Annotated in this window: 17 protein-coding genes; 9 read left to right on the top strand and 8 right to left on the bottom strand. The window is 71.9% G+C overall.

What is annotated here, in order from left to right; translation table 11 throughout:
• Positions 1–54: 54 nt before the first annotated feature.
• On the bottom strand, positions 55–1,038 hold the full coding sequence (locus tag ABT294_RS20305; RefSeq protein WP_350807572.1) for an SGNH/GDSL hydrolase family protein: 984 nt from the start codon (positions 1,036–1,038) through the stop codon (positions 55–57).
• 125 nt (positions 1,039–1,163) lie between these two features.
• Between ABT294_RS20305 and ABT294_RS20300 the strand changes: the two genes are divergently transcribed.
• Positions 1,164–2,534 carry a cystathionine beta-synthase gene (locus ABT294_RS20300; protein ID WP_350807571.1) on the top strand — a complete coding sequence of 457 codons (1,371 nt, stop codon included), beginning with the start codon at positions 1,164–1,166 and terminating at the stop codon, positions 2,532–2,534.
• Here the strand turns inward: ABT294_RS20300 and ABT294_RS20295 are convergent.
• Positions 2,531–3,388: an NAD(P)-dependent oxidoreductase gene (locus ABT294_RS20295; protein WP_350807570.1), complete on the bottom strand. Its 858-nt coding sequence runs from the start codon at positions 3,386–3,388 to the stop codon at positions 2,531–2,533. The genes ABT294_RS20300 and ABT294_RS20295 overlap by 4 nt on opposite strands.
• 78 nt (positions 3,389–3,466) lie before the next feature.
• Here ABT294_RS20295 and ABT294_RS20290 point away from each other — a divergent pair, with 78 nt between their 5' ends.
• Entirely contained in the window at positions 3,467–6,616 is a 3,150-nt protein-coding gene (locus ABT294_RS20290; protein WP_350807568.1) for an ATP-binding protein, read from the top strand.
• Here the strand turns inward: ABT294_RS20290 and ABT294_RS20285 are convergent.
• Positions 6,556–7,698 (bottom strand): sensor histidine kinase, encoded by a 1,143-nt coding sequence (locus tag ABT294_RS20285; RefSeq protein WP_350807567.1) that lies wholly within the window; start codon positions 7,696–7,698, stop codon positions 6,556–6,558. The two genes, ABT294_RS20290 and ABT294_RS20285, sit on opposite strands and share 61 nt — an antisense overlap.
• A 142-nt stretch (positions 7,699–7,840) precedes the next feature.
• Between ABT294_RS20285 and ABT294_RS20280 the strand changes: the two genes are divergently transcribed.
• The gene (locus tag ABT294_RS20280; RefSeq protein ID WP_350807566.1) at positions 7,841–8,032 is read left to right on the top strand and encodes a hypothetical protein; all 192 of its coding nucleotides are present in this window, start codon (positions 7,841–7,843) and stop codon (positions 8,030–8,032) included.
• Positions 8,033–8,164: 132 nt separating this feature from the next.
• A complete protein-coding gene (locus ABT294_RS20275) occupies positions 8,165–9,304 on the top strand; it encodes a cystathionine gamma-synthase (RefSeq protein ID WP_350807565.1) in 1,140 nt (379 codons plus the stop codon).
• On the opposite strand, the gene ABT294_RS20270 is transcribed toward ABT294_RS20275, so the two are convergent.
• Entirely contained in the window at positions 9,301–9,732 is a 432-nt protein-coding gene (locus tag ABT294_RS20270; RefSeq protein ID WP_350807564.1) for a DUF2269 family protein, read from the bottom strand. The two genes, ABT294_RS20275 and ABT294_RS20270, sit on opposite strands and share 4 nt — an antisense overlap.
• A 10-nt stretch (positions 9,733–9,742) precedes the next feature.
• On the bottom strand, positions 9,743–9,868 hold the full coding sequence (locus tag ABT294_RS20265) for a hypothetical protein (protein ID WP_350807562.1): 126 nt from the start codon (positions 9,866–9,868) through the stop codon (positions 9,743–9,745).
• 140 nt (positions 9,869–10,008) lie between these two features.
• On the opposite strand from ABT294_RS20265, the gene ABT294_RS20260 reads away from it, so the two are divergent.
• Positions 10,009–10,446, top strand: a complete 438-nt coding sequence (locus ABT294_RS20260; RefSeq protein WP_350807561.1) for a DUF6292 family protein — start codon at positions 10,009–10,011, stop codon at positions 10,444–10,446.
• Here the strand turns inward: ABT294_RS20260 and ABT294_RS20255 are convergent.
• The 3 genes from ABT294_RS20255 to ABT294_RS20245 all read right to left on the bottom strand — a co-directional run bounded on the left by ABT294_RS20255 (position 10,443) and on the right by ABT294_RS20245 (position 14,612).
• Positions 10,443–12,398, bottom strand: coding sequence for a vWA domain-containing protein (locus ABT294_RS20255; protein WP_350807560.1), 1,956 nt, complete (start codon positions 12,396–12,398; stop codon positions 10,443–10,445). The two genes, ABT294_RS20260 and ABT294_RS20255, sit on opposite strands and share 4 nt — an antisense overlap.
• Positions 12,399–12,428: 30 nt before the next feature.
• Positions 12,429–13,157: a hypothetical protein gene (locus tag ABT294_RS20250; protein ID WP_350807559.1), complete on the bottom strand. Its 729-nt coding sequence runs from the start codon at positions 13,155–13,157 to the stop codon at positions 12,429–12,431.
• 63 nt (positions 13,158–13,220) lie between these two features.
• Positions 13,221–14,612, bottom strand: coding sequence for a sigma 54-interacting transcriptional regulator (locus ABT294_RS20245; protein ID WP_350807558.1), 1,392 nt, complete (start codon positions 14,610–14,612; stop codon positions 13,221–13,223).
• A 169-nt stretch (positions 14,613–14,781) separates the two neighbouring features.
• Here ABT294_RS20245 and ABT294_RS20240 point away from each other — a divergent pair, with 169 nt between their 5' ends.
• The 4 genes from ABT294_RS20240 (at position 14,782) to ABT294_RS20225 (ending at position 18,219) form a co-directional block, all read left to right on the top strand.
• On the top strand, positions 14,782–15,957 hold the full coding sequence (locus tag ABT294_RS20240) for an FIST signal transduction protein (protein WP_350807557.1): 1,176 nt from the start codon (positions 14,782–14,784) through the stop codon (positions 15,955–15,957).
• Complete coding sequence (locus ABT294_RS20235) at positions 15,954–16,907, top strand: ROK family protein (protein ID WP_350807555.1); 954 nt, start codon at positions 15,954–15,956, stop codon at positions 16,905–16,907. The genes ABT294_RS20240 and ABT294_RS20235 overlap by 4 nt, the downstream gene beginning before the upstream one ends.
• 104 nt (positions 16,908–17,011) lie before the next feature.
• Complete coding sequence (locus ABT294_RS20230; RefSeq protein ID WP_350807554.1) at positions 17,012–17,575, top strand: RNA polymerase sigma factor; 564 nt, start codon at positions 17,012–17,014, stop codon at positions 17,573–17,575.
• A complete protein-coding gene (locus ABT294_RS20225; RefSeq protein WP_350807553.1) occupies positions 17,572–18,219 on the top strand; it encodes a hypothetical protein in 648 nt (215 codons plus the stop codon). Before ABT294_RS20230 ends, ABT294_RS20225 begins: the two co-directional genes overlap by 4 nt.
• The last annotated feature ends 35 nt before the right edge of the window (positions 18,220–18,254 follow it).

Below are 18,254 nucleotides of genomic sequence, written 5' to 3'. Positions count from 1 at the left end.
AATCCACTCCAAAGAGACGAGGAGTGACGGCTCTGGCTCGGAGGGTGACCGGGGTCAGGCGTCGTTGAGCATCTCCCCGTTCCGCCGGCGGAACAACGTCACCCACTTGCCATGGGGGCCGGTCGCCCGCCCGGCGACCCGGGTCGCGGAGACCTCGGTGCCGGACTCCTCCGCGGCCGTAGCCGCCGCAAGGTAGATCGGTTGCAGTCCTTCGCCACGCGCAGGGTGCGGTTCGGGCCACAACCCCAACGCAGCGCATACAGAAGGTAGCACCGCGTAAGCGGCCTGTGCGTAACCTCGGTCAGATGGGTGGAAACGATCCGGTCCGAACATTTCGCCCGGGTTTGTTGCGAATGCGGGGCCCAGAATGTCCGCGAACGCGACCGTACGGCCGCCCGCGTCCACCACTGCGACGGTCTGGGCGGCGGCGAGCTGGCGGCTCCAGCGCCTGGTCACCCAGCGCAGCGGCTGGCCGATCGGGCGGATCGTCCCGAGATCGGGGCAGGTGCCGACGACGACCTCCGCCCCCGACTCGCTCAGCCGGCGCACCGCCTTGGTCAGGTGCCGGACGGCGACGGCGGGCGGGGTCTGGGTGATGACGTCGTTGGCACCCACGAAGATGATGGCGACGTCGGGCTCCAGCTTCAGCGCCTTGTCGACCTGCTCCACCAGCTCCGCGGACGCGGCCCCCGACTTGCCGAGCACGCTGAGCATCACCGGGCGCTCGGCGACCGAGGCCAGCCCGTTCGCGATCAGCACGGCGGGGGTCTTGGCGGGATCCTTCATGCCGAGCCCAACAGAGGTGGAATCGCCCAGCATGACGAGTTTGAGGGGGGTTCCGGGGTAATCGCCGTAGATGCCGTCGGAGGGCGGGCCGTCCAGGCCGTGCGGGCGTCCGATCGCCTTCCTCGCGAGCAGGCCCTCCGCGAGCAGTAAACCGTACGCCGTGGCTCCGAGAGCCGTCAGGCCGCCTCCTCCGAGCGCCGCAGCCGTCGCGATCTTGCGCGCGGCGCGCGCCACCCCCGGTGCCCAGACCACCTACGTGCCTCCTCAACCTGACTCGGCGGTAGCGTTTGCTTGAAAACTAGCCGAGGTCCTGCCACCCCAACGGGATCTTGGCCACTGGCAAGCTGACCAAGCTTCGGCAAAGAAGGAACACCTCGGTGCGCGTTTACGATTCCCTGGTCGAGCTCATGGGCAACACCCCGCTCGTCCGGTTGCACAAGGTCTCCGCGGGCCTGCCCGCCCAGGTACTCGCCAAGGTCGAGTACTTCAACCCGGGCGGCTCGGTGAAGGACCGTATCGCCGTCCGCATGATCGAAGCGGCCGAGGCGTCGGGGGCGCTGCGGCCGGGCGGCGTCATCGTCGAGCCCACGTCCGGCAACACCGGCGTGGGTCTGGCCATCGTGGCGCAGCAGAAGGGGTACCGCTGCGTGTTCGTGGTGCCCGACAAGGTGGCGCAGGACAAGATCTCGGTGCTGCGCGCGTACGGGGCCGACGTGGTGGTCTGCCCGACCGCCGTCGCGCCCGATCACCCCGAGTCGTACTATTCGGTCTCCGACAGGCTGGCCAGGGAGATCCCGAACGCCTGGAAGCCCGACCAGTACTCCAACGTCAACAACCCCGACTCGCACTACCACTCGACCGGCCCCGAGCTGTGGGAGCAGACCGAGGGCCGGATCACCCACTTCGTGGCCGGCATCGGCACCGGCGGCACGATCAGCGGCACCGGGCGCTACCTCAAGGAGGTCTCCGGCGGCCGGGTGAAGATCATCGGGGCCGACCCCGAGGGCTCGGTCTACTCGGGCGGCTCCGGCAGGCCGTACCTGGTCGAAGGGGTCGGCGAGGACATCTGGCCCGCCACCTACGACACCACGATCTGCGACGAGATCATCGCGGTGTCCGACAAGGACTCCTTCACCATGACCCGGAGGCTGGCCCGCGAGGAGGGGCTGCTCGTGGGCGGCTCGTGCGGGATGGCCGTGGTCGCCGCGCTCCAGGTGGCGGCCCAGGCCGGGCCCGACGACGTGGTGGTCGTGCTGCTGCCCGACGGCGGCCGCGGTTACCTGTCCAAGATCTTCAACGACGACTGGATGGCCGACTACGGCTTCCTGACCACCACGTCAGAAGAGGGGCTGGTGCGCGACGTGCTGGCCCGCAAGGGCGAGGGGCTGCCCGAGTTCGTGCACGCCCACCCGCACGAGTCGGTCGGCACCGCCATCGCGACCATGCGCGAGTACTCGGTCTCGCAGCTCCCGGTCATGAAGGAGGAGCCGCCCGTCATGGCGGCCGAGGTGGTCGGCTCGATCGTGGAGCGCGACCTGCTGGAGGCGCTGTACCACGGCAAGCTCTCCTCCGACGACCCGATCTCCGACCACATGTCGTCGCCGCTGCCCATGATCGGCAGCGGCGAGCCGGTGTCGCGCGCGGTCCAGGCGCTGGAGAAGGCCGACGCCGCGGTGGTGCTGGAAGACGGCAAGCCCGCCGGGCTCATCACCCGACAGGACCTGCTGGCCTTCCTAGCGAACCACTAGGGCTTCCTGATCGACTCGATCACGGTGCCGAGGCCCTCGTGGCCGCGTCCCTCGGCGTCGGCGCGCTCGAACAGCCTGCGCAGCGCGTCCGGCACCGTGGTCTCCAGCCCGGCGTCCGCCAGCGCGTGGACGGCGTGGCCCATCCCGACCGCCTGCATGTGCAGGGAGTTCAGCTCACCCGGGTAGACGCCCGCCTCGAAGCACTCCGCGAGGATCTTGGCGAAGCCCATCGGGCCGTCACTGCCCAGCCCGGTGAAGGTCTCCTGGGCGAAGGGCAGGAAGTCCTTCGGCGGCACCCCTGACGCGCGCAGGAGCGCCATGGCGTGCATGTAGCTGGTCAGGCTGGACCAGAAGATGAGCAGCTGCGACTGGTAGTACGTCATCGCCAGGCCGTGGTCGGGGCCGACGTAGCTGATGTCCCCCAGCGCCTTCAGCGTGTCCGCGTGCCGGTCGAGGACGTCCTTGGGGCCGCTGTAGAAGGCGTACGCGCCCGGCAGGCCGATGCCGGGCGGCGGCACCATGATCCCGGCCGTCACCAGCGTGCCGCCCCGCTCGGCCACCCACCTGGCGGCCGCGCGCAGCTCCTCGGGGGTGTCGGAGCTGAGGTTGACCAGCACCTTCCCGTCCAGCCTGGCGTCGCCGAGGCTGTCGTACATCGCCTGGTAGCTGATCTGGCTGACGACCAGCAGGTCGCCCGTCGCGGGCGAGCCGGCCAGCCTGGCGCCCTTGGCGACCAGCGGCTCCGCCTTGCTCGCCGTGCGGTTCCACACCGTCACCTCGTGGCCCGCCGCGAGGAACGTCTCGGCCATCTTCGTCCCCATCGGGCCGAGGCCGATCACTGTCACTTGAGTCATGGCCGCCAGCCTGGCGCGGGACGCTACGGAAATCCTTCGGGCCGGCTACGGGTTGTCCTAGGCGTGGTGTGTTTCGGGGTGCTCGGTCCGCTGGCGGTGTGGACGGACGACGGCAGACAGGTCGAGGTGGCCGAGCCGAAGGTCCGCGCGCTCCTGGCCGACCTGCTGGCCAGCGGCGGCGGCCCCGTCTCCATGGACCGGCTGATCGACGACCTGTGGCGCGACCGGCCCTCGCGCAACCCCGTCGGCACCCTCCAGGCCCGCGTCTCCCAGCTCCGGCGCGCTCTCGGCGACCCCGCGCTGATCGTCCACGGGCCCTCCGGCTACCGCCTCAAGGTCGCCGACTCCGACGCCGACCGCTTCCGTCAGCTCGTCAACCGCAGGTCCGCGGACCTGCGCGAGCGCGCGGCCCAGCTCGACGAGGCGCTCGCGCTGTGGCGGGGCCCCGCGTACGCCGACTTCGCCGACCAGGACTGGGCCCGTCCCGAGATCGCGAACCTGGAGGAGACCCGCCTGTCGGCACTCGAAGAGCAGGCCGAGGTCCTCCTCGCGCTCGGCGCGGACGTCGACGTGTCCTCCCTGGTCGCCCGCCACCCGCTGCGCGAACGGCTGCACGGCCTGCACATGCGGGCCCTCTACCGGGCCGGACGGCAGAGCGAGGCCCTGGCCGCCTTCGCCGAGCTGCGCGACCGGCTGGCGTCCGAGCTGGGCCTGGACCCGTCGCCCGAGCTGGCTCGGCTGCACGAGGCGATCCTCCGGCAGGACCCGGCGCTGGCCGCCCAGCCGTCCCGCACCAACCTGCCGGCCGCGCTCGCGCCGCTGATCGGCAGGGGCGCCGACGTCACGGACCTCCGCGACCTGCTGACCGCCGCGCGCCTGGTGACGCTCACGGGGCCGGGGGGCGTCGGCAAGACCAGCCTCGCCCTGGAAACCGCCCGCACCCTCGCGACCCCCGCCCTCACCCAGCGGTCTGTCGTTCCCGGCCGCGCCGAGCGGCCCTCCGCCTTCGCTCCGGCCGGGCGGCCCCCCGCCACGCGCTCCTTCGGCACCGACAGGCCCTCAGGAGGGGTGGTGCCGGTTGGGGAGCGCGACCGGTTCGTCGACGGGGTGTGGTTGGTCGAGCTGGCCGGGGCGGTCGATGTGGCCGAGGCGGTGGCCGCGGTGCTCGGGATCCGGGACGACGCCTCCGTCCCGCTGACCGAACGGCTCGCCGGGGCGGTGGCGGGCAAGCGGATGCTGCTCGTCGTCGACAACTGCGAGCACCTGGTCGAGCAGGCGGCGGAGGTGGTGTCTCGGCTGCTGAGGGCCGCTCCCGGGCTGCGGGTGCTGGCCACCGGGCAGGAGCCGCTCGGGGTGACGGGCGAGCACGTGCGGGTGGTGCCGCCGCTGCCGGAGCGGGCGGCCGTGCGGCTGTTCGCCGCACGGGCCGGGGTCGAGCCGGGAGAAGCCGTCTCGACCATCTGCAGGCGGCTGGACGGCATCCCGCTGGCGCTGGAACTGGCGGCCACCCGGGCGCGGGCGCTGGGCGTCCAGGAGCTGGCCGACCGGCTGGACGACCGGTTCCGGCTGCTGAACTCCGGGATGCGGGACGCGCCCGCCAGGCACCGGACCCTCCGCGCGATGATCGACTGGAGCTGGGAGCTCCTGGGCGACCACGAGCGGATCGTCCTGCGGAGGCTGGCCGCCCACGCCGACGGCTGCACGCTGGAGGCGGCCGAGGAGGTCTGCGCCGAACCCGGCGTGGACGTCCTCGGCGCCCTGGCCCGGCTGGTCGAGCGGTCCCTGGTGACGCCGGGGCCGCGGTACCGGCTGCTGGAGTCCGTGGCGGCGTACTGCGTGGAGCGGTTGCGCGAGGCGGGCGAGCGCGACCTGATCATGCGGCGGCACGCGTCCTACTACACGGCGCTGGCGGAACGGGCCGAGCTGCGCGGCCCTCGCCAGCAGGACTGGCTGCGCCGCCTGGACCAGGAGGGCGCCAACTTCCGCGTCGCGCTGGCGGGCCCGTGGCCGCTGCGCCTGGCCAACGCGCTCGCCTGGTACTGGTTCCTGCGTGGCAGGCTGGGCGAGGCCCGCCGGTCCCTGGCCGCCGCCCTGGAAGCCCAGGCGGACATGGGCCTGCCGGGCGCGGGGGGCAGCGAGGCGGCCAGGGCGTCGGTGTGGCTGGCGGGGACGGTGCTGAGCATCGGGGAGGTCGCGCCGCCCGTCCGCGAGAGCGAGCTGGACCGTCCTGGGCGGGCGCTGGCCGACTGGTTCCTGAGCCACGTGCACTGGGCGTACGGCGACCTCGACGGGCATGAGGCGGCCGTCGGCAGGGCGCTGGAGGCGTACGAGGAGCTGGGGGACCGGTGGGGCGTCGCGGCGGCGCTCGGGCTGCGGGCCAAGCTCGCCCTCGTCCGCGGCGACCTGGACGCGATGCGGCGCGACGGCGAGCGGAGCCTGGCGCTCTTCCGCGAGCTGGGCGACGGGTGGGGCCAGGTCGAGGCGATGGACTCGCTCGACAGGCTGGCCGAGATCCGCGGCGACTACGCGGAGGCGAAGCGGCTGCGGGAGGAGGCGTTGCGCCTGGCGGAGGAGCTCGGCCTGGAGGTCGCGTTCAAGCTGTCGGCGCTGGGACGCATCGCGCTGCTGGCGGGCGAGTACGAGCGGGCCGACGACTACCACGAGCGGGCCAGGCGGCGGGCGGTCGAGCAGTCGTACAAGTCCGCGGAGGAGCACGCCGTCCTCGGCCTGGCACTGAGCGCCAGGCGGCAGGGCAGGTACGAGCGGGCGGAGGAGTACCTGCTGCCGTGGCTCGACTGGCTGCGGCAGGTCGGCGGGACCCCGGGCATCGCGTTCGTGCTGGCCGAGCTGGGGTTCGCCGCCGAGCAGCGCGGCGACGCCGAGACCGCGCTGTCCAGGCAGCGCGCCGGCCACGAGGCCGCACGGGCCTACGGCGACCCGAGGGCGGTCGCCCTGTCTCTGGAGGGCCTGGCGGGCGCGCTGAGGCTGTCAGGGGACCCGGCCCAGGCCGCCACCCTCCTCGGCAGGGCGGAGGCGCTGCGAGAGGCCTCAGGGGCGCCGCTACCCGCCTCCGAGCGCCTGGACGTCGACCGGATCGCGGCCGCCCTCCGCGACACGCTCGGCGGGCCCGCGTTCGAGCGGTGCTTCGCCGCCGGCCGCGAGGAGGCTCAGGGGAGGGGGAACTCGGCGGCCACTTCCCAGGCGCCCTCCGTGGACGGGCCCGCGTAGAGGCGGCCGCCCAGGGCTTCGACGCGTTCGGCCATGCCCACCAGGCCGAAGCCGCCGCCGAGGCGGGAGACCCGCGGGTCGGAGGCGGAGCCGAAGTTGCGGACGCGGAGCCGGGCCAGCCTGCCGTCGCACCGCAGGTCGGCCTCGATCCAGGGGGCGCCGGGCGCGTGCTTGCGGACGTTGGTGAGCGCCTCCTGGAGCACCCGGTGGACGGTGGTCATCACCTCCGGCGGCAGCGTGTGGTCGTGGAACCCCGGCCCGATCTCGAACGCGACGCGCTGCCCGTTGGCGGAGAACCGGTCCGCCAGGATGCGCAGGTCCGCCAGGGAGACGCCGGGTGTCCTGTCGGCTCCGTCCTGGGCCCGCAGGATGCCGACCAGCCGCCGCATCGAGGTGAGCGCGTCGGTGCCCGAGGTGGCGATCGCGTCCAGGGCGGGCAGGACGGCTTCGGGTTTGGTCTCGGCGACGGTGCGGGCGGCCTGGGCCTGGACGACGATGCCGGTGATGTGGTGGGCCACCAGGTCGTGCAGCTCCCTGGCCAGTTCGAGGCGCTCGGCCCGCCGCACCGAGTGGACGGCCTCCGCCCGCCGCTCCTGCTGGAAGCGGAGGTAGCCGCCGACGCCCGCGGCCGTCGACCAGGCGAAGAGCAGCAGGAACGAGAAGGCGAGGGCCGAGTGGTGGTAATCGCGCCCGATGGCTTCCGTCATGAGGACGACCAGCGAGACGACGGCGAGCCCCGCGGCCCGCCTGACCGGCTCGACGTGCCGCAGCACGCCGATGGTCAGGACGAGCAGCGAGCCGGTCTCGGCCGCGCCGGGCGCGCCGTCGAAGCCGATGCCGCTGATGAGGACGGAGACGCCGAACGACAGTGCCAGCATGATGCTGAAGCCCTCGACGCGGTGCTGCCGCCGCAGGATGACGGCCGTGACCCCGGCGACCCCGCTGACGGGGACGAGCCACTGGAGGCCGCCGTTGCCGATGGCGACGGCCACGTCCGTCAGCAGCAGCATGCTCAGCCAGCCGAGCATGGCGATCTCGCTGAGCCGCCTGATCCAGTAGATGATGCGCTTGGACTCCCCCACCTGATGGAGCCTAAGCCGGAAGTCGGACAGCCAGTATCAACCGTTCGGCCGAGTACGGCCGTAGCAGGACCGGTCGTTCAGCGGAGGCGGCGGCAGGGGGTCCTGGCCGATGCTTGAGTCATCGGAAGGGGGCGGAAACGTCATGATTGTCATCGGGTTCACGTTGCTGGCCGTCGGACTGGTCGTCGGGGTGCTGCTGGCGGTGGCCGACCCCGTGATGCTCTCGCGTATCAACGGAGAGCACGCGCAGGGCGAGAGCGGCCGCCACATCCACGGCGCCGACGTTGTGAGGCTGGCCCGCCGCGAGGAGCGGCACGAGCCTAGGGCAGCCTGATCCAGACGGGCTCGCGCACCAGGGGCATGGCCGTGCGAGCCGATGGGCGCCGTTGGGGAACGTGCGCCCGGTTGAGGGCCCGCGATCCGTTGGGGAACGGATCGCGGGCCGCTTTCGGTTACCGTGGGCGCTATGACCAATGGTTTTGAAACCCTGGCGATCCACGCAGGTCAGGAGCCCGATCCGCTGACCGGTGCGGTGGTGCCCCCGATCTACGCGACGTCCACCTACAAGCAGGACGGCGTGGGCGGCCTGCGTTCCGGATACGAGTACAGCCGGTCGGCCAATCCGACCAGAACGGCGCTGGAAGAGGCGCTGGCGGCGGTGGAGGGCGGGGCGCGCGGGCTGGCGTTCGCGTCCGGCCTGGCCGCCGAGGACACCGTGCTGCGCACGGTGTGCAAGCCGCAGGACCACGTCATCATCCCGAACGACGCCTACGGCGGGACCTACCGGCTGTTCTCCAAGGTGAACAGCCGCTGGGACCTGCGCTTCGACCCGGTGTCGCTGGGCGACCTCGACGCCGTCGCCGGGGCCATGACCCAGAAGACGAAGATCGTCTGGGTGGAGACGCCGACGAACCCGCTGCTCGGCGTCGCCGACATCGCGGCCCTGGCCCAGCTCGCCCACGAGAACGGGGCGCTGCTGGTGGTCGACAACACCTTCGCCTCGCCGTACCTGCAGCAGCCGCTGGCGCTCGGCGCCGACGTGGTCGTCCACTCCACGACCAAGTACGTCGGCGGCCACTCGGACGTGGTCGGCGGCGCGCTGGTGGCGGCCGACAAGGGCCTCGGCGACGAGCTGGCCTATCACCAGAACGCGATGGGCGCGGTGGCGGGCCCGTTCGACGCCTGGCTGACGCTGCGCGGGCTCAAGACCCTCGGCGTCCGCATGGACCGCCACTGCGACAACGCGGAGAGGGTCGTCGACCTGCTGCTCGCGCACCCGCGCGTGACCCAGGTGCTCTACCCGGGCCTGGCCGAGCACGCCGGGCACGAGGTGGCCGCCAAGCAGATGAAGCGGTTCGGCGGCATGGTGTCGTTCCGCGTGACGGGCGGCGAGGAAGAGGCCGTCGCGGTCTGCAACAGGGCGAAGCTGTTCACCCTGGGCGAGTCGCTGGGCGGCGTCGAGTCGCTGATCGAGCACCCGGGCCGGATGACGCACGCCTCGGCGGCGGGCTCGCCGCTCGAGGTGCCCGCCGACCTGGTGCGGCTGTCGGTCGGCATCGAGACGATCGACGACCTGCTGGCCGACCTGACCCAGGCGCTCGGCTAGCTCGGCACCACCATCAGGAAGAGGATCACCAGCCAGATCACCGACAGCAGGCCGCTGATGGCGGCGATCCGGCCGAGCTGCGCCTTCGCGTCGTCGTCCGCGCTCTCGTTGTCGAGCGTGCGGACGGCGCTGCGCAGGTCGCGGTCGATGATGACGATCAGCACGGCGGCCACGATGAACAGCGTCATCGACGCCGTCATGTACCACTTGCCGAGCAGCCCGCCGCCGAGCACCACGCCGAGCGCCACCCCGAACACCAGTACGCCCAGCGCGCCGACGGCGTAGATGCGGGTGGTGCGCTGGACGAAACGCAGCACGGGCACGTTCTTGTTGCGGATGGCGCGCGGCGCGGCCATCGTCACCGCCGTGAGCGGGCCGACGGTGAAGATGGCGAAGGCGATGTGCAGCCAGAGAAGCAGCTTCGACATGCCGCTGAGACTAGTCTCCGACGATCTCGCCCGGCGTCTCGACACCCTCATTGCGCTTCGAGGAGCAGCGCATGACCAGCTCGGTGGCCGCGACGGCGACCACCATCAGCACGATCAGAAGAATCATGGCAATCATGGAGCCCCCCTCCTTCCCCGTGTCGGACCTAAATATCGTCCGTAATGACTAGACGCGCGTGCAACGGAATAAGTTCAGCGCGGGTATGGTTGGGCACCGTCCCACTTTTCTTACCTTTTGGGCACAAGGGGGTGCCGTCCATGGCCATCAGGCATGTCGAGCCGTACACCGACGAGTGGCTGCAGCAGCCGTCCTGCTATGTGCAGCGCGTCGTCGAGCTGCTCGGAGCCGAGGTCGGCGACTGGTGGGAGGGCCCCTGCGATCCGCGTCACGCGACCGTCCACCTGTCCGACGGCAGCGCGCTCGTCTGGGACGAGGAGAGCGGCTGGCGGCTCGGCCGGTTCGTCTCCGGCGGCCGGGGTGAGCACACCGAGCTCTCCGGGGTCCGCTACCTGGGCCACGGGCTGCTGCCCAGGCCGGAGCGGGTGCCCGCGGCGCTGGCCGACGCCCGCGCGGGCGTGGGCGCCAGCACCGCCTGGCGCCCCTGCTACCGCTCGCACCGCAACTGCCGCGACGGCTTCGACGTCGCGCTCGCCTTCTACACCGGGCTCGTCGACGCCGGACGCTCCAGCCTCTAGCGGGCGCGGCGCAGCCGCAGGAAGTCGCTCACCACGTACTCGCCGAGCCGTTCCGCGCTCGGGCTGAAGACGCGCCCGCCGTTCCTGCGGGCCACCTCGTCGACGAACTCCTTGAGCCGGTCGTCGGCGGCCAGCATGAAGACGTTGATGGTCGCCCTGCGCCGGGTCATCTTGTCGACCTCGGCCAGGGTGAGCTCCAGCGTCTCGTGCGACGGCGGCCATTCGAACGCCGAGCGCCCGTCGCGCATCAGGTGGGCCGTCGGCTCGCCGTCGGTGACCACGAGCACCACCGGCTCGAAGTCGGGGTGCCGGTCGAGGTGGCGTCCGGCGATCAGCAACGCGTGGTGCAGGTTCGTCCCCTGGACCATGTCCCAGTCGAGGCCGGCCAGCTCGTCGGGCTGGAGCACCCGGGCGTAGTTCGAGAAGCCGATGATCTGCACGGCGTCCTGCGGGAACTTGGACGCGACCAGCGCCTGCAGGGCGAGCGCCGTCTGCTTGGCGGCGGCCCAGGTGCCGCGCAGCGCCATCGAGTACGACAGGTCCACCAGCAGGCAGACAGCCGCGGCGGTGCGCCGCTCGGTCTCGGCCACCTCGAAGTCGTCGACCGACAGCCGCACCGCGGTCGAGCCCGCGCGCACCCCGCCGTTGCGAACGCCGTTGACCAGCGTGCGGACCACGTCGATCGGCTGCTCGTCGCCGAACCGCCACGGCCGGGACGACCCGGTCAGCTCTCCGGCGGCGCCCGCGTCGTGCTGGTCGTGGTCGCCGCGCCGGCCCGTTTCGAGTGAGGAGAACACCCGGCGCAGGGCCGTCTCGCCGAGCCGCCGCACCGCCTTGGGGGTGAGCTCCAGCTTGCCGCGGCGGCGCAGCAGGTAGCCCTGCTCCTCCAGCTCGCGCTCGATGCGCCTGAGCGCTTCCAGGTCGTCGACGGCCGAGCGGCCGAGCGCGCGGCGCACCGCGGCCTCGTCGATGTCGTCGATCCTGGCGCCCGGGTAGTCCTGGCGCAGCGCCGACTCCAGCTGCGTGAGGTCGGCCAGCTCCTCCAGCGCGGTGACGGCGTCGCCCATCCCCATGGGCTCGTCGCCCGCCATCCTCTCCGGGGTGTCCCAGGCGAGGTCGGGGCGGCGGGCGTAGAGCGCCTCACCGAGCCGCCGCATCTGCTCCGACAGCCCCGCCTGTTCGAGCGTCTGGTTGATCAGGTTGCCGAGTTCCTCGCGCTGGCGCGGGGTCATCGAGGCGAGCATGCGCTGCGTGGCGGCGGCGCGCCGGGCCAGGATGTCGACCAGCTCGTCGAGCGTGCGCGGCTTCTCGGGGAAGAGATCGCCGTACTTGCCCATGAACGCGTCGAAGTCGGCCTGGGTGTGCTCACCCCTGGCGTCCTTGTCCAGCATGTCGTTCAGGTCGGACATCATCTGGCGGACCCGCTCCATCGCGGCCGGGTCGGGGTTGGCCAGGGCCTCGCGCATGCCTCTGAACTGGGTGTCGAGCACCTCGCGGCGCAGCAGGTCGCGCAGCTCCTCGAAGGTCTGCCTGGCCGCCGCCGAGCGCCAGTCGTAGGCGCTCAGCTCCTGGATGGCGCTCGCGGTGTCGTCGGGCAGCGCGTCGAGCTCGCTCTCACGCAGCCTGGCGTCGTCGGACGGGTCGGGGAACAGTTCGGCCCTCTCCTGCCCGATGGCCTTGTCGAGCAGCGCCCTGGCCCGCTCCAGCGGGCCGTCGAGCCTGCCGCTCTCGCGCAGCTCCCTGCGCCGCCGCCGGACCTCTCTGAGCATGTCGTCGAGGCCCTGACGGTCCTGGGCGCCGGGCAGCCCCCGCCTGAGCAGGTCACGCAGGGCGTGGACCGGGGTGGACCCGGACAGGATCGCGTCGCCCATCTCGTCGAGTGCCGCCCGCACGTCGTACGGCGGGGCGAGGGGGTCGGGGCCGTCGTGGAACTCGCCATAGCGGTAGGCCATCACAGAACCACGCTAACCCGACTTGCCCGGTTACGCGGTGCCATATACCTCCCACACCTGATTGATCTCGCCGACGCCGGGCACGTACTCGATCTGCGCCAGGACGGGGTGTCCCGCGGTCTTCAGCACCTGGGCGAGGTCCGCCGCCGAGCACGCCTTCTTGCCGAGGCCGCGCTTGTCGACGTTGACCGGCTTGCCGGCCAGCCAGCTGTCGGAGCAGCGGGCGGTGGTGCGGCTGAAGGTCGCGGCGTGGGTGTAGCCGAGCTTGACGGTCCGGCCGCCTGTGGTGAACAGCACCGTCGAGTCGCCGGCACGCCGGATCGTGCCGCGGGCGGTGACCGCGTCGGGCCAGGTCGAGAGGATCTCGCTGACCTTCACCGCCTTGCCGCCGCTGTACTCGACGCGGACGGCGGAGGGGCCCTCCGCCAGCGTCTCGGTCAGGTCGCCCGTCTTGCAGGGGGTGGTGCCGAGGCCGTTGCGGTCGATGGCGACCTTGCCCTCGGTCTCCTTCAGGTCGCAGGCCACGGTCACCCTGCGGTACGACGCCTGACCGTAGTCGAGCCGCAGCTCCTTGGCGTCACGGACGGCCGTGAGCTTGTGCAGGGGCTTGCGGTAGGTGGCGGTGGCGGGCGTCAGGCGCAGCCCGGTGCGGCCGTCGGCCCAGGCGTAGCCGAACACCACCTTCGTGGCGGCGGCTTGCGCGGGCACGGCAAGGCCACCAAGGGCCAGGACGGCGGTGGCGCAGACGAGCAGGCGCATGGACGGTCTCCCCCCGATGAAGTGATCAGATAGTCACTTTGACGCGCGAGACCGCCCACTTGTTCACGTCCGGTAGACGCTTACCCCGTCCATGTCCTCCTTTGACAGGCGGCGCATGAGGTACAGGCCCTCCATGGCGAACTCGAGCGCCGCCGCGGCGTGCCCTGGGGACTCGTCGCCCGCGCCCATGCCGAGCCTTGACATGATCTTGGAGAGGCCGTCGACCGTGCCGATCCGGCGCAGCAGCTCGGCGGCGGGCACCAGCTCGCCCGACTCCACCTGGTTGCCCTCGGCGAACTTGTCGGTCAGCGCCGACAGGTCGTGGCCGCCCAGGCGGGTCCTGAACGTCTCGGCGGTGGCCCTGCGCAGCAGGTGGGCGAGGATCTCGGTCTCCCTGCCCTCCTCGCTGACCTCGAACTCCACCTTCCCGCGCAGACTGTGGACGACGCCGGGCAGGTCGCAGACGCGGGTGACGGCCCGCTCCTCGCCGCTGATGGCGGCCCTGCGCACGGCCGAGGCCGACGCGGTCTCGGCCGCCGCGATCGAGAAGCGCGCCGACACGCCGGAACGCGCGTCGACCGCCGTGGACTCGCGGACCAGCCGGGTGAACCTGGCGATCACCTCGACCAGGTGCTCGGGAACGTCGGCGCCGATGTCGGGCGTCGACTCCTGGCGGATGAGCGTGAGCTCGTCCTCGATCGTCAGCGGGTAGTGGGTGCGGATCTCCGCGCCGAAGCGGTCCTTCAGCGGGGTGATGATCCGTCCCCTGTTGGTGTAGTCCTCGGGGTTGGCGCTGGCGATGAGCAGGATGTCGAGCGGCAGGCGCAGGTTGTAGCCGCGCACCTGGATGTCGCGCTCCTCCAGGACGTTCAGCAGCGACACCTGGATGCGTTCGGCCAGGTCGGGCAGCTCGTTGACGGAGAACACGCCGCGGTTGGTGCGCGGGACCAGCCCGTAGTGGACGGTCTCGGGGTCGCCGAGTGTGCGCCCCTCCGCGATCTTTATCGGGTCGACGTCGCCGATCAGGTCGCCGACCGAGGTGTCGGGCGTGGCGAGCTTCTCGCCGTAGCGCTCGTCGCGGTGCTTCCAGGACACGGGCAGCTCGTCACCCAGCTCCCGCGCCAGCGCCTTGCAGCGCGTGCAGGCGGGCGCGTACGGGTGGTCGTTGATCTCGCAGCCGTCGACGACCGGGGTCCACTCGTCGAGCAGGGACGTGACGGTACGGATGAGCCGGGTCTTGCCCTGGCCGCGTTCGCCGAGGAGGACCAGGTCGTGCCCGGCCAGCAGCGCCCGTTCCAGGTGGGGGAGGACGGAGTCGTCGAACCCCACGATGCCGGGAAAACGAGGCTCACCCGCTCGTAGCTTGGCCAGCAGGTTCTCACGGACCTCTGCCTTGACGGTGCGATATACGTGGCCGCTCTCTCGCAGCTCGCGGAGAATACTGGGCTGATGCACGGGAACGAGACTACGTCCCCCGCGCGGAATGTGGCAGACAGTTTTACATCTGGACGAGATTCCGGATCTTGGCGATTCGTGACGATTCGTACGCGTGCTTGTCCTTCTAGTGGGGAGAATCGGGCCTAAGGAACGTTGACCTGCGGAGGAGGCGAAACAGGTGGCACTCATGACGAGCCGCTTCGCCGACGGCCTCGCCGTACGCTCCGATCTGGAGGAAGCGGCCGAGAGCGCGGTCGGGCAGGCCCTGTCGAGGCTCGGTGGCCGAGCCGACCTGGTCTGCTTCTTCATCTGCGGCGAGGACCCCGACGATGTCAGTCGCGCAGGGCAGCGGGCCATGCGCATGGCGCCCGACGCGCACGTGATCGGCTGCAGCGCCACCGGCGTCATCGGCGACGGGCAGGGAGTGGAGCTGGCCTCTGCCGTGAGCGCCTGGGCGGCGACGCTCGAAGGCGCCCGGCTGACCACGTTCGCCCTGGAGACGCTGACGGCCGAGGACCGGTTCGTGGTGGCGGGGCTGCCCGAGCGCGGCGCCGACGACCACGTGGCGATCCTGCTGGCAGACCCGTACACGTTCCCGACGGACGCGTTCGTGGAGCGCTCCGTGGACGTGCTCGGCGACCTGCCGCTGATCGGCGGCCTGGCTAATGGGCTGCAGGGCCGTGGCTCCGTCCGGTTGTTCGCCGACGGCGAGGTCTACACCGAGGGGGCCATCGGCGTGCTGCTGAGCGGCCCCATACACGTCAGCACCGTGGTCAGCCAGGGCTGCCGGCCCATCGGGCCGTCCATGGTCGTCACCCGGGCCGAGGAGAACCTGCTGCTGGAACTGGCGGGTCAGCCCGCGCTGGCCCGGTTGGAGGACATCGTCACCGAGCTGGACGAGGACGACCGCGAGCTGGTCGCGTCCGGGCTGCAGATCGGCGTGGCCATGGACGAGTACGCCGAGCGGCACGAACGCGGCGACTTCCTGATCAGGGGGGTGATCGGCATCGACCCCGAGCGGGAGGCCGTGGCCATCGGCGACGTGGTCGAGATCGGCAGGACCGTCCGCTTCCAGGTGCGCGACGCCGCCACCGCCGACGAGGACCTGTACGACCTGCTCGACGCCCACCGTGAGGAGCTGGGCAAGGTCGAGGGCGCGCTGCTGTTCTCCTGCAACGGACGGGGCTCGGCGATGTTCGGCACCGCCGACCACGACCCGGTCGCGCTGCGCGACACGCTCGGCCCGATCGGCATGGCCGGCTTCTTCGCCGCGGGCGAGGTCGGGCCGGTGGCCGGGCACAATCACGTGCACGGCTTCACCGCGTCCGTGCTGGTGTTCTCGTCCGCCGCGGCGGACCAGTGATCCTCGCGATCGACGTCGGCGGCACCAAGATGGCCGCCGGGCTGGTGAGCCGCGACGGGACGGTGACCGCCTCAGCGCGCACCGGAACCCCGCAGGACGCCGACGCGGAGACCCTGTGGAAGACGCTGGTGCGGCTGGTCGAGCCCTTCGCCGACGGCGTCGAAGGGGTGGGCGTGGGCTGCGGGGGGCCGATGACGTGGCCCGAGGGGGAGGTCTCGCCGCTCAACATCCCCGGCTGGCGTGGCTTCCCGCTGCGCGCCAGGCTGGCCGGGCGCTTTCCCGGCGTCCCGGTGCGCGTCCACAACGACGCGATCTGCCTGGCGCTGGCCGAGCACTGGCAGGGAGCCGGGCAGGGCAGCCGGGACATGCTCGGCATGGTCGTCTCCACGGGCGTGGGCGGCGGCCTCATCCTCGGCGGACGGCTGGTCGACGGCGCCACCGGCAACGCCGGGCACATCGGCCACGTGGTGGTCGAACCGGTGGGCGGCCCGCCCTGCGGCTGCGGCGGGCACGGGTGCCTGGAAGCCGTCGCGCGAGGTCCGGCCCTGGCCGCCTGGGCCCAGGCCCAGGGCTGGGTGCCTGACCGGCCTCTGAGCGTGGTGGGCGACGGCGTGGACGTGCTGCCGTACCTGGAGGACCGGGCCGTCACCGGGCGGAAGCTCGCGGCCGACGCGCGGGCCGGTGACGCGGTGGCGCTGGCGGCGATGCGGCGGGCGGGGCGGGCGCTCGGCGTCGCGATCGCGTCCGCCACCCACCTGTGCGACCTGGAGCTGGTCACGATCGGCGGCGGGCTGTCGCAGGCGGGCGAGCTGCTGTTCGGGCCGCTGGAGGAGGCGCTGCGCGAGCACGCCAGGATGGAGTTCGCCGCCCGGGTCCGGGTCGTCCCCGCGGCTCTGGGCCAGGAGGCCGGGCTGGTCGGCGCCGCGGCCCTGATCGTCCGCGACCACTAGCCGGGCCGGTCGTCCGCGTCCGGTGGCCGGGCGCCGTTCGTTCTGTAACGCTTCGCCGAGCTCCGTCCAAGCAGGGATGTAGATCGACGAAGGGAGCACGGCCGGTGCGTCGCAAGCAGGCGGAGATCGCCACAGATCCCGTGGCGTTCGAGGCGTTCTACCGGCGGCACGTCGAGGCGGTCACGCGTTTCCTCGCCCGCCGGGTGGACGATCCGCACACGGTTGCCGACCTGGTCGCGGAGGTGTTCGTCGCGGTGCTCGACTCGGCTCACACCTACCGTTCCGGGCTGGGCAGCGAGATCGCCTGGCTGTACGGCGTGGCACGCAACACCCTCTCGGCCGAGCGGCGCCGGGCGTTCAGAGAGTCCCGGCTGGCCGACCGCGTCGGCGGGCGGCGGCTGCTGGACGCCGACGACGTCGCCAGGATGGAGGAGCGCATCGACGCGGCAGAACCCGCACGGCGCGCCTTCGCGGCCATGGCCGGATTACCCGAGGGTGAGCGCGCAGTGCTCGAACTGGTCGCGATCGACCAGCTCACGGTCACGGAGGCCGCGACCGCCCTCGGCATCCGGCAGGGGACCGCCAGGGTCAGGCTGCACCGTGCCCGCCAGACTGCTCGCAAGACGCTCATGGACGTGCCCCTCGTCATGGAAGGAACAATCCGATGAGTTTCGAGGAGCGCCTGCTGATGGAACTGAAGGCAGAGATCGCCGCACGACAGGCGAGCCGCCGCCGCTTCACCGGTCGCCGCCTGTTCGCGGGGGCGGCGGTGGCCGGGCTGGCCGCGGCGGCCGCGATCGCCGTCCCGCTGCTGACCGGCTCGGAGACCCCGGCGTACGCGGTGACCAAGAACGGCGACGGGACGATCCAGGTCCGGATCAACGAGTTCAGGGACGCGGACAAGCTGGAGCAGGACCTCAAGCAGATGGGGGTCACGGCCGACGTGAGCTACATCAAGCCGGGCAAACGGTGCGAGCCGCCGAGAGGAAAGGTCATCGGCGAAGCCCAGCCGGACGCGAACGCATCCCAAGAGGAGCGCCTTAAGACCCTGCGGAACAGCCTGTCCTACAAGGCGGCGCACCCGGGCGACAAAGCCTTCGAGATCGACCCCTCGTACGTGAAGGAGGGGCAGACCCTGGTGCTGGAGTTCACCGAGAACGACGACCAGACGTCCGGGCCGGAGAAGCCCCGCGTGCTCTGGGAGTTCGGCGGCTACCTGGTGCAGGGCCCGGTGAAGCCCTGCAAGATCATCGACAACCCGTCCTGGAACGATCTCGGGGGACCCGAGGGGCAGCCGCCCGCCGGTAGCTGACGCTCCGGCGAGCGGCCCCGCGGAAAGGTACGGCC

The organism is Nonomuraea sp. NPDC000554, assembly GCF_040300065.1.
Taxonomy (GTDB): domain Bacteria; phylum Actinomycetota; class Actinomycetes; order Streptosporangiales; family Streptosporangiaceae; genus Nonomuraea.
This window is presented reverse-complemented; position numbering and strand designations above follow the sequence as displayed.

Coding starts and splice junctions, on each gene's coding strand:
- ABT294_RS20295 (WP_350807570.1), bottom strand. CDS start 3,388: ATGACTCAAGTGACAGTGATCGGCCTCGGCCCGATGGGGACGAAGATG.
- ABT294_RS20280 (WP_350807566.1), top strand. CDS start 7,841: ATGATTGTCATCGGGTTCACGTTGCTGGCCGTCGGACTGGTCGTCGGG.
- ABT294_RS20275 (WP_350807565.1), top strand. CDS start 8,165: ATGACCAATGGTTTTGAAACCCTGGCGATCCACGCAGGTCAGGAGCCC.
- ABT294_RS20270 (WP_350807564.1), bottom strand. CDS start 9,732: ATGTCGAAGCTGCTTCTCTGGCTGCACATCGCCTTCGCCATCTTCACC.
- ABT294_RS20265 (WP_350807562.1), bottom strand. CDS start 9,868: ATGATTGCCATGATTCTTCTGATCGTGCTGATGGTGGTCGCCGTCGCG.
- ABT294_RS20260 (WP_350807561.1), top strand. CDS start 10,009: ATGGCCATCAGGCATGTCGAGCCGTACACCGACGAGTGGCTGCAGCAG.
- ABT294_RS20255 (WP_350807560.1), bottom strand. CDS start 12,398: ATGGCCTACCGCTATGGCGAGTTCCACGACGGCCCCGACCCCCTCGCC.
- ABT294_RS20250 (WP_350807559.1), bottom strand. CDS start 13,157: ATGCGCCTGCTCGTCTGCGCCACCGCCGTCCTGGCCCTTGGTGGCCTT.
- ABT294_RS20240 (WP_350807557.1), top strand. CDS start 14,782: ATGACGAGCCGCTTCGCCGACGGCCTCGCCGTACGCTCCGATCTGGAG.
- ABT294_RS20225 (WP_350807553.1), top strand. CDS start 17,572: ATGAGTTTCGAGGAGCGCCTGCTGATGGAACTGAAGGCAGAGATCGCC.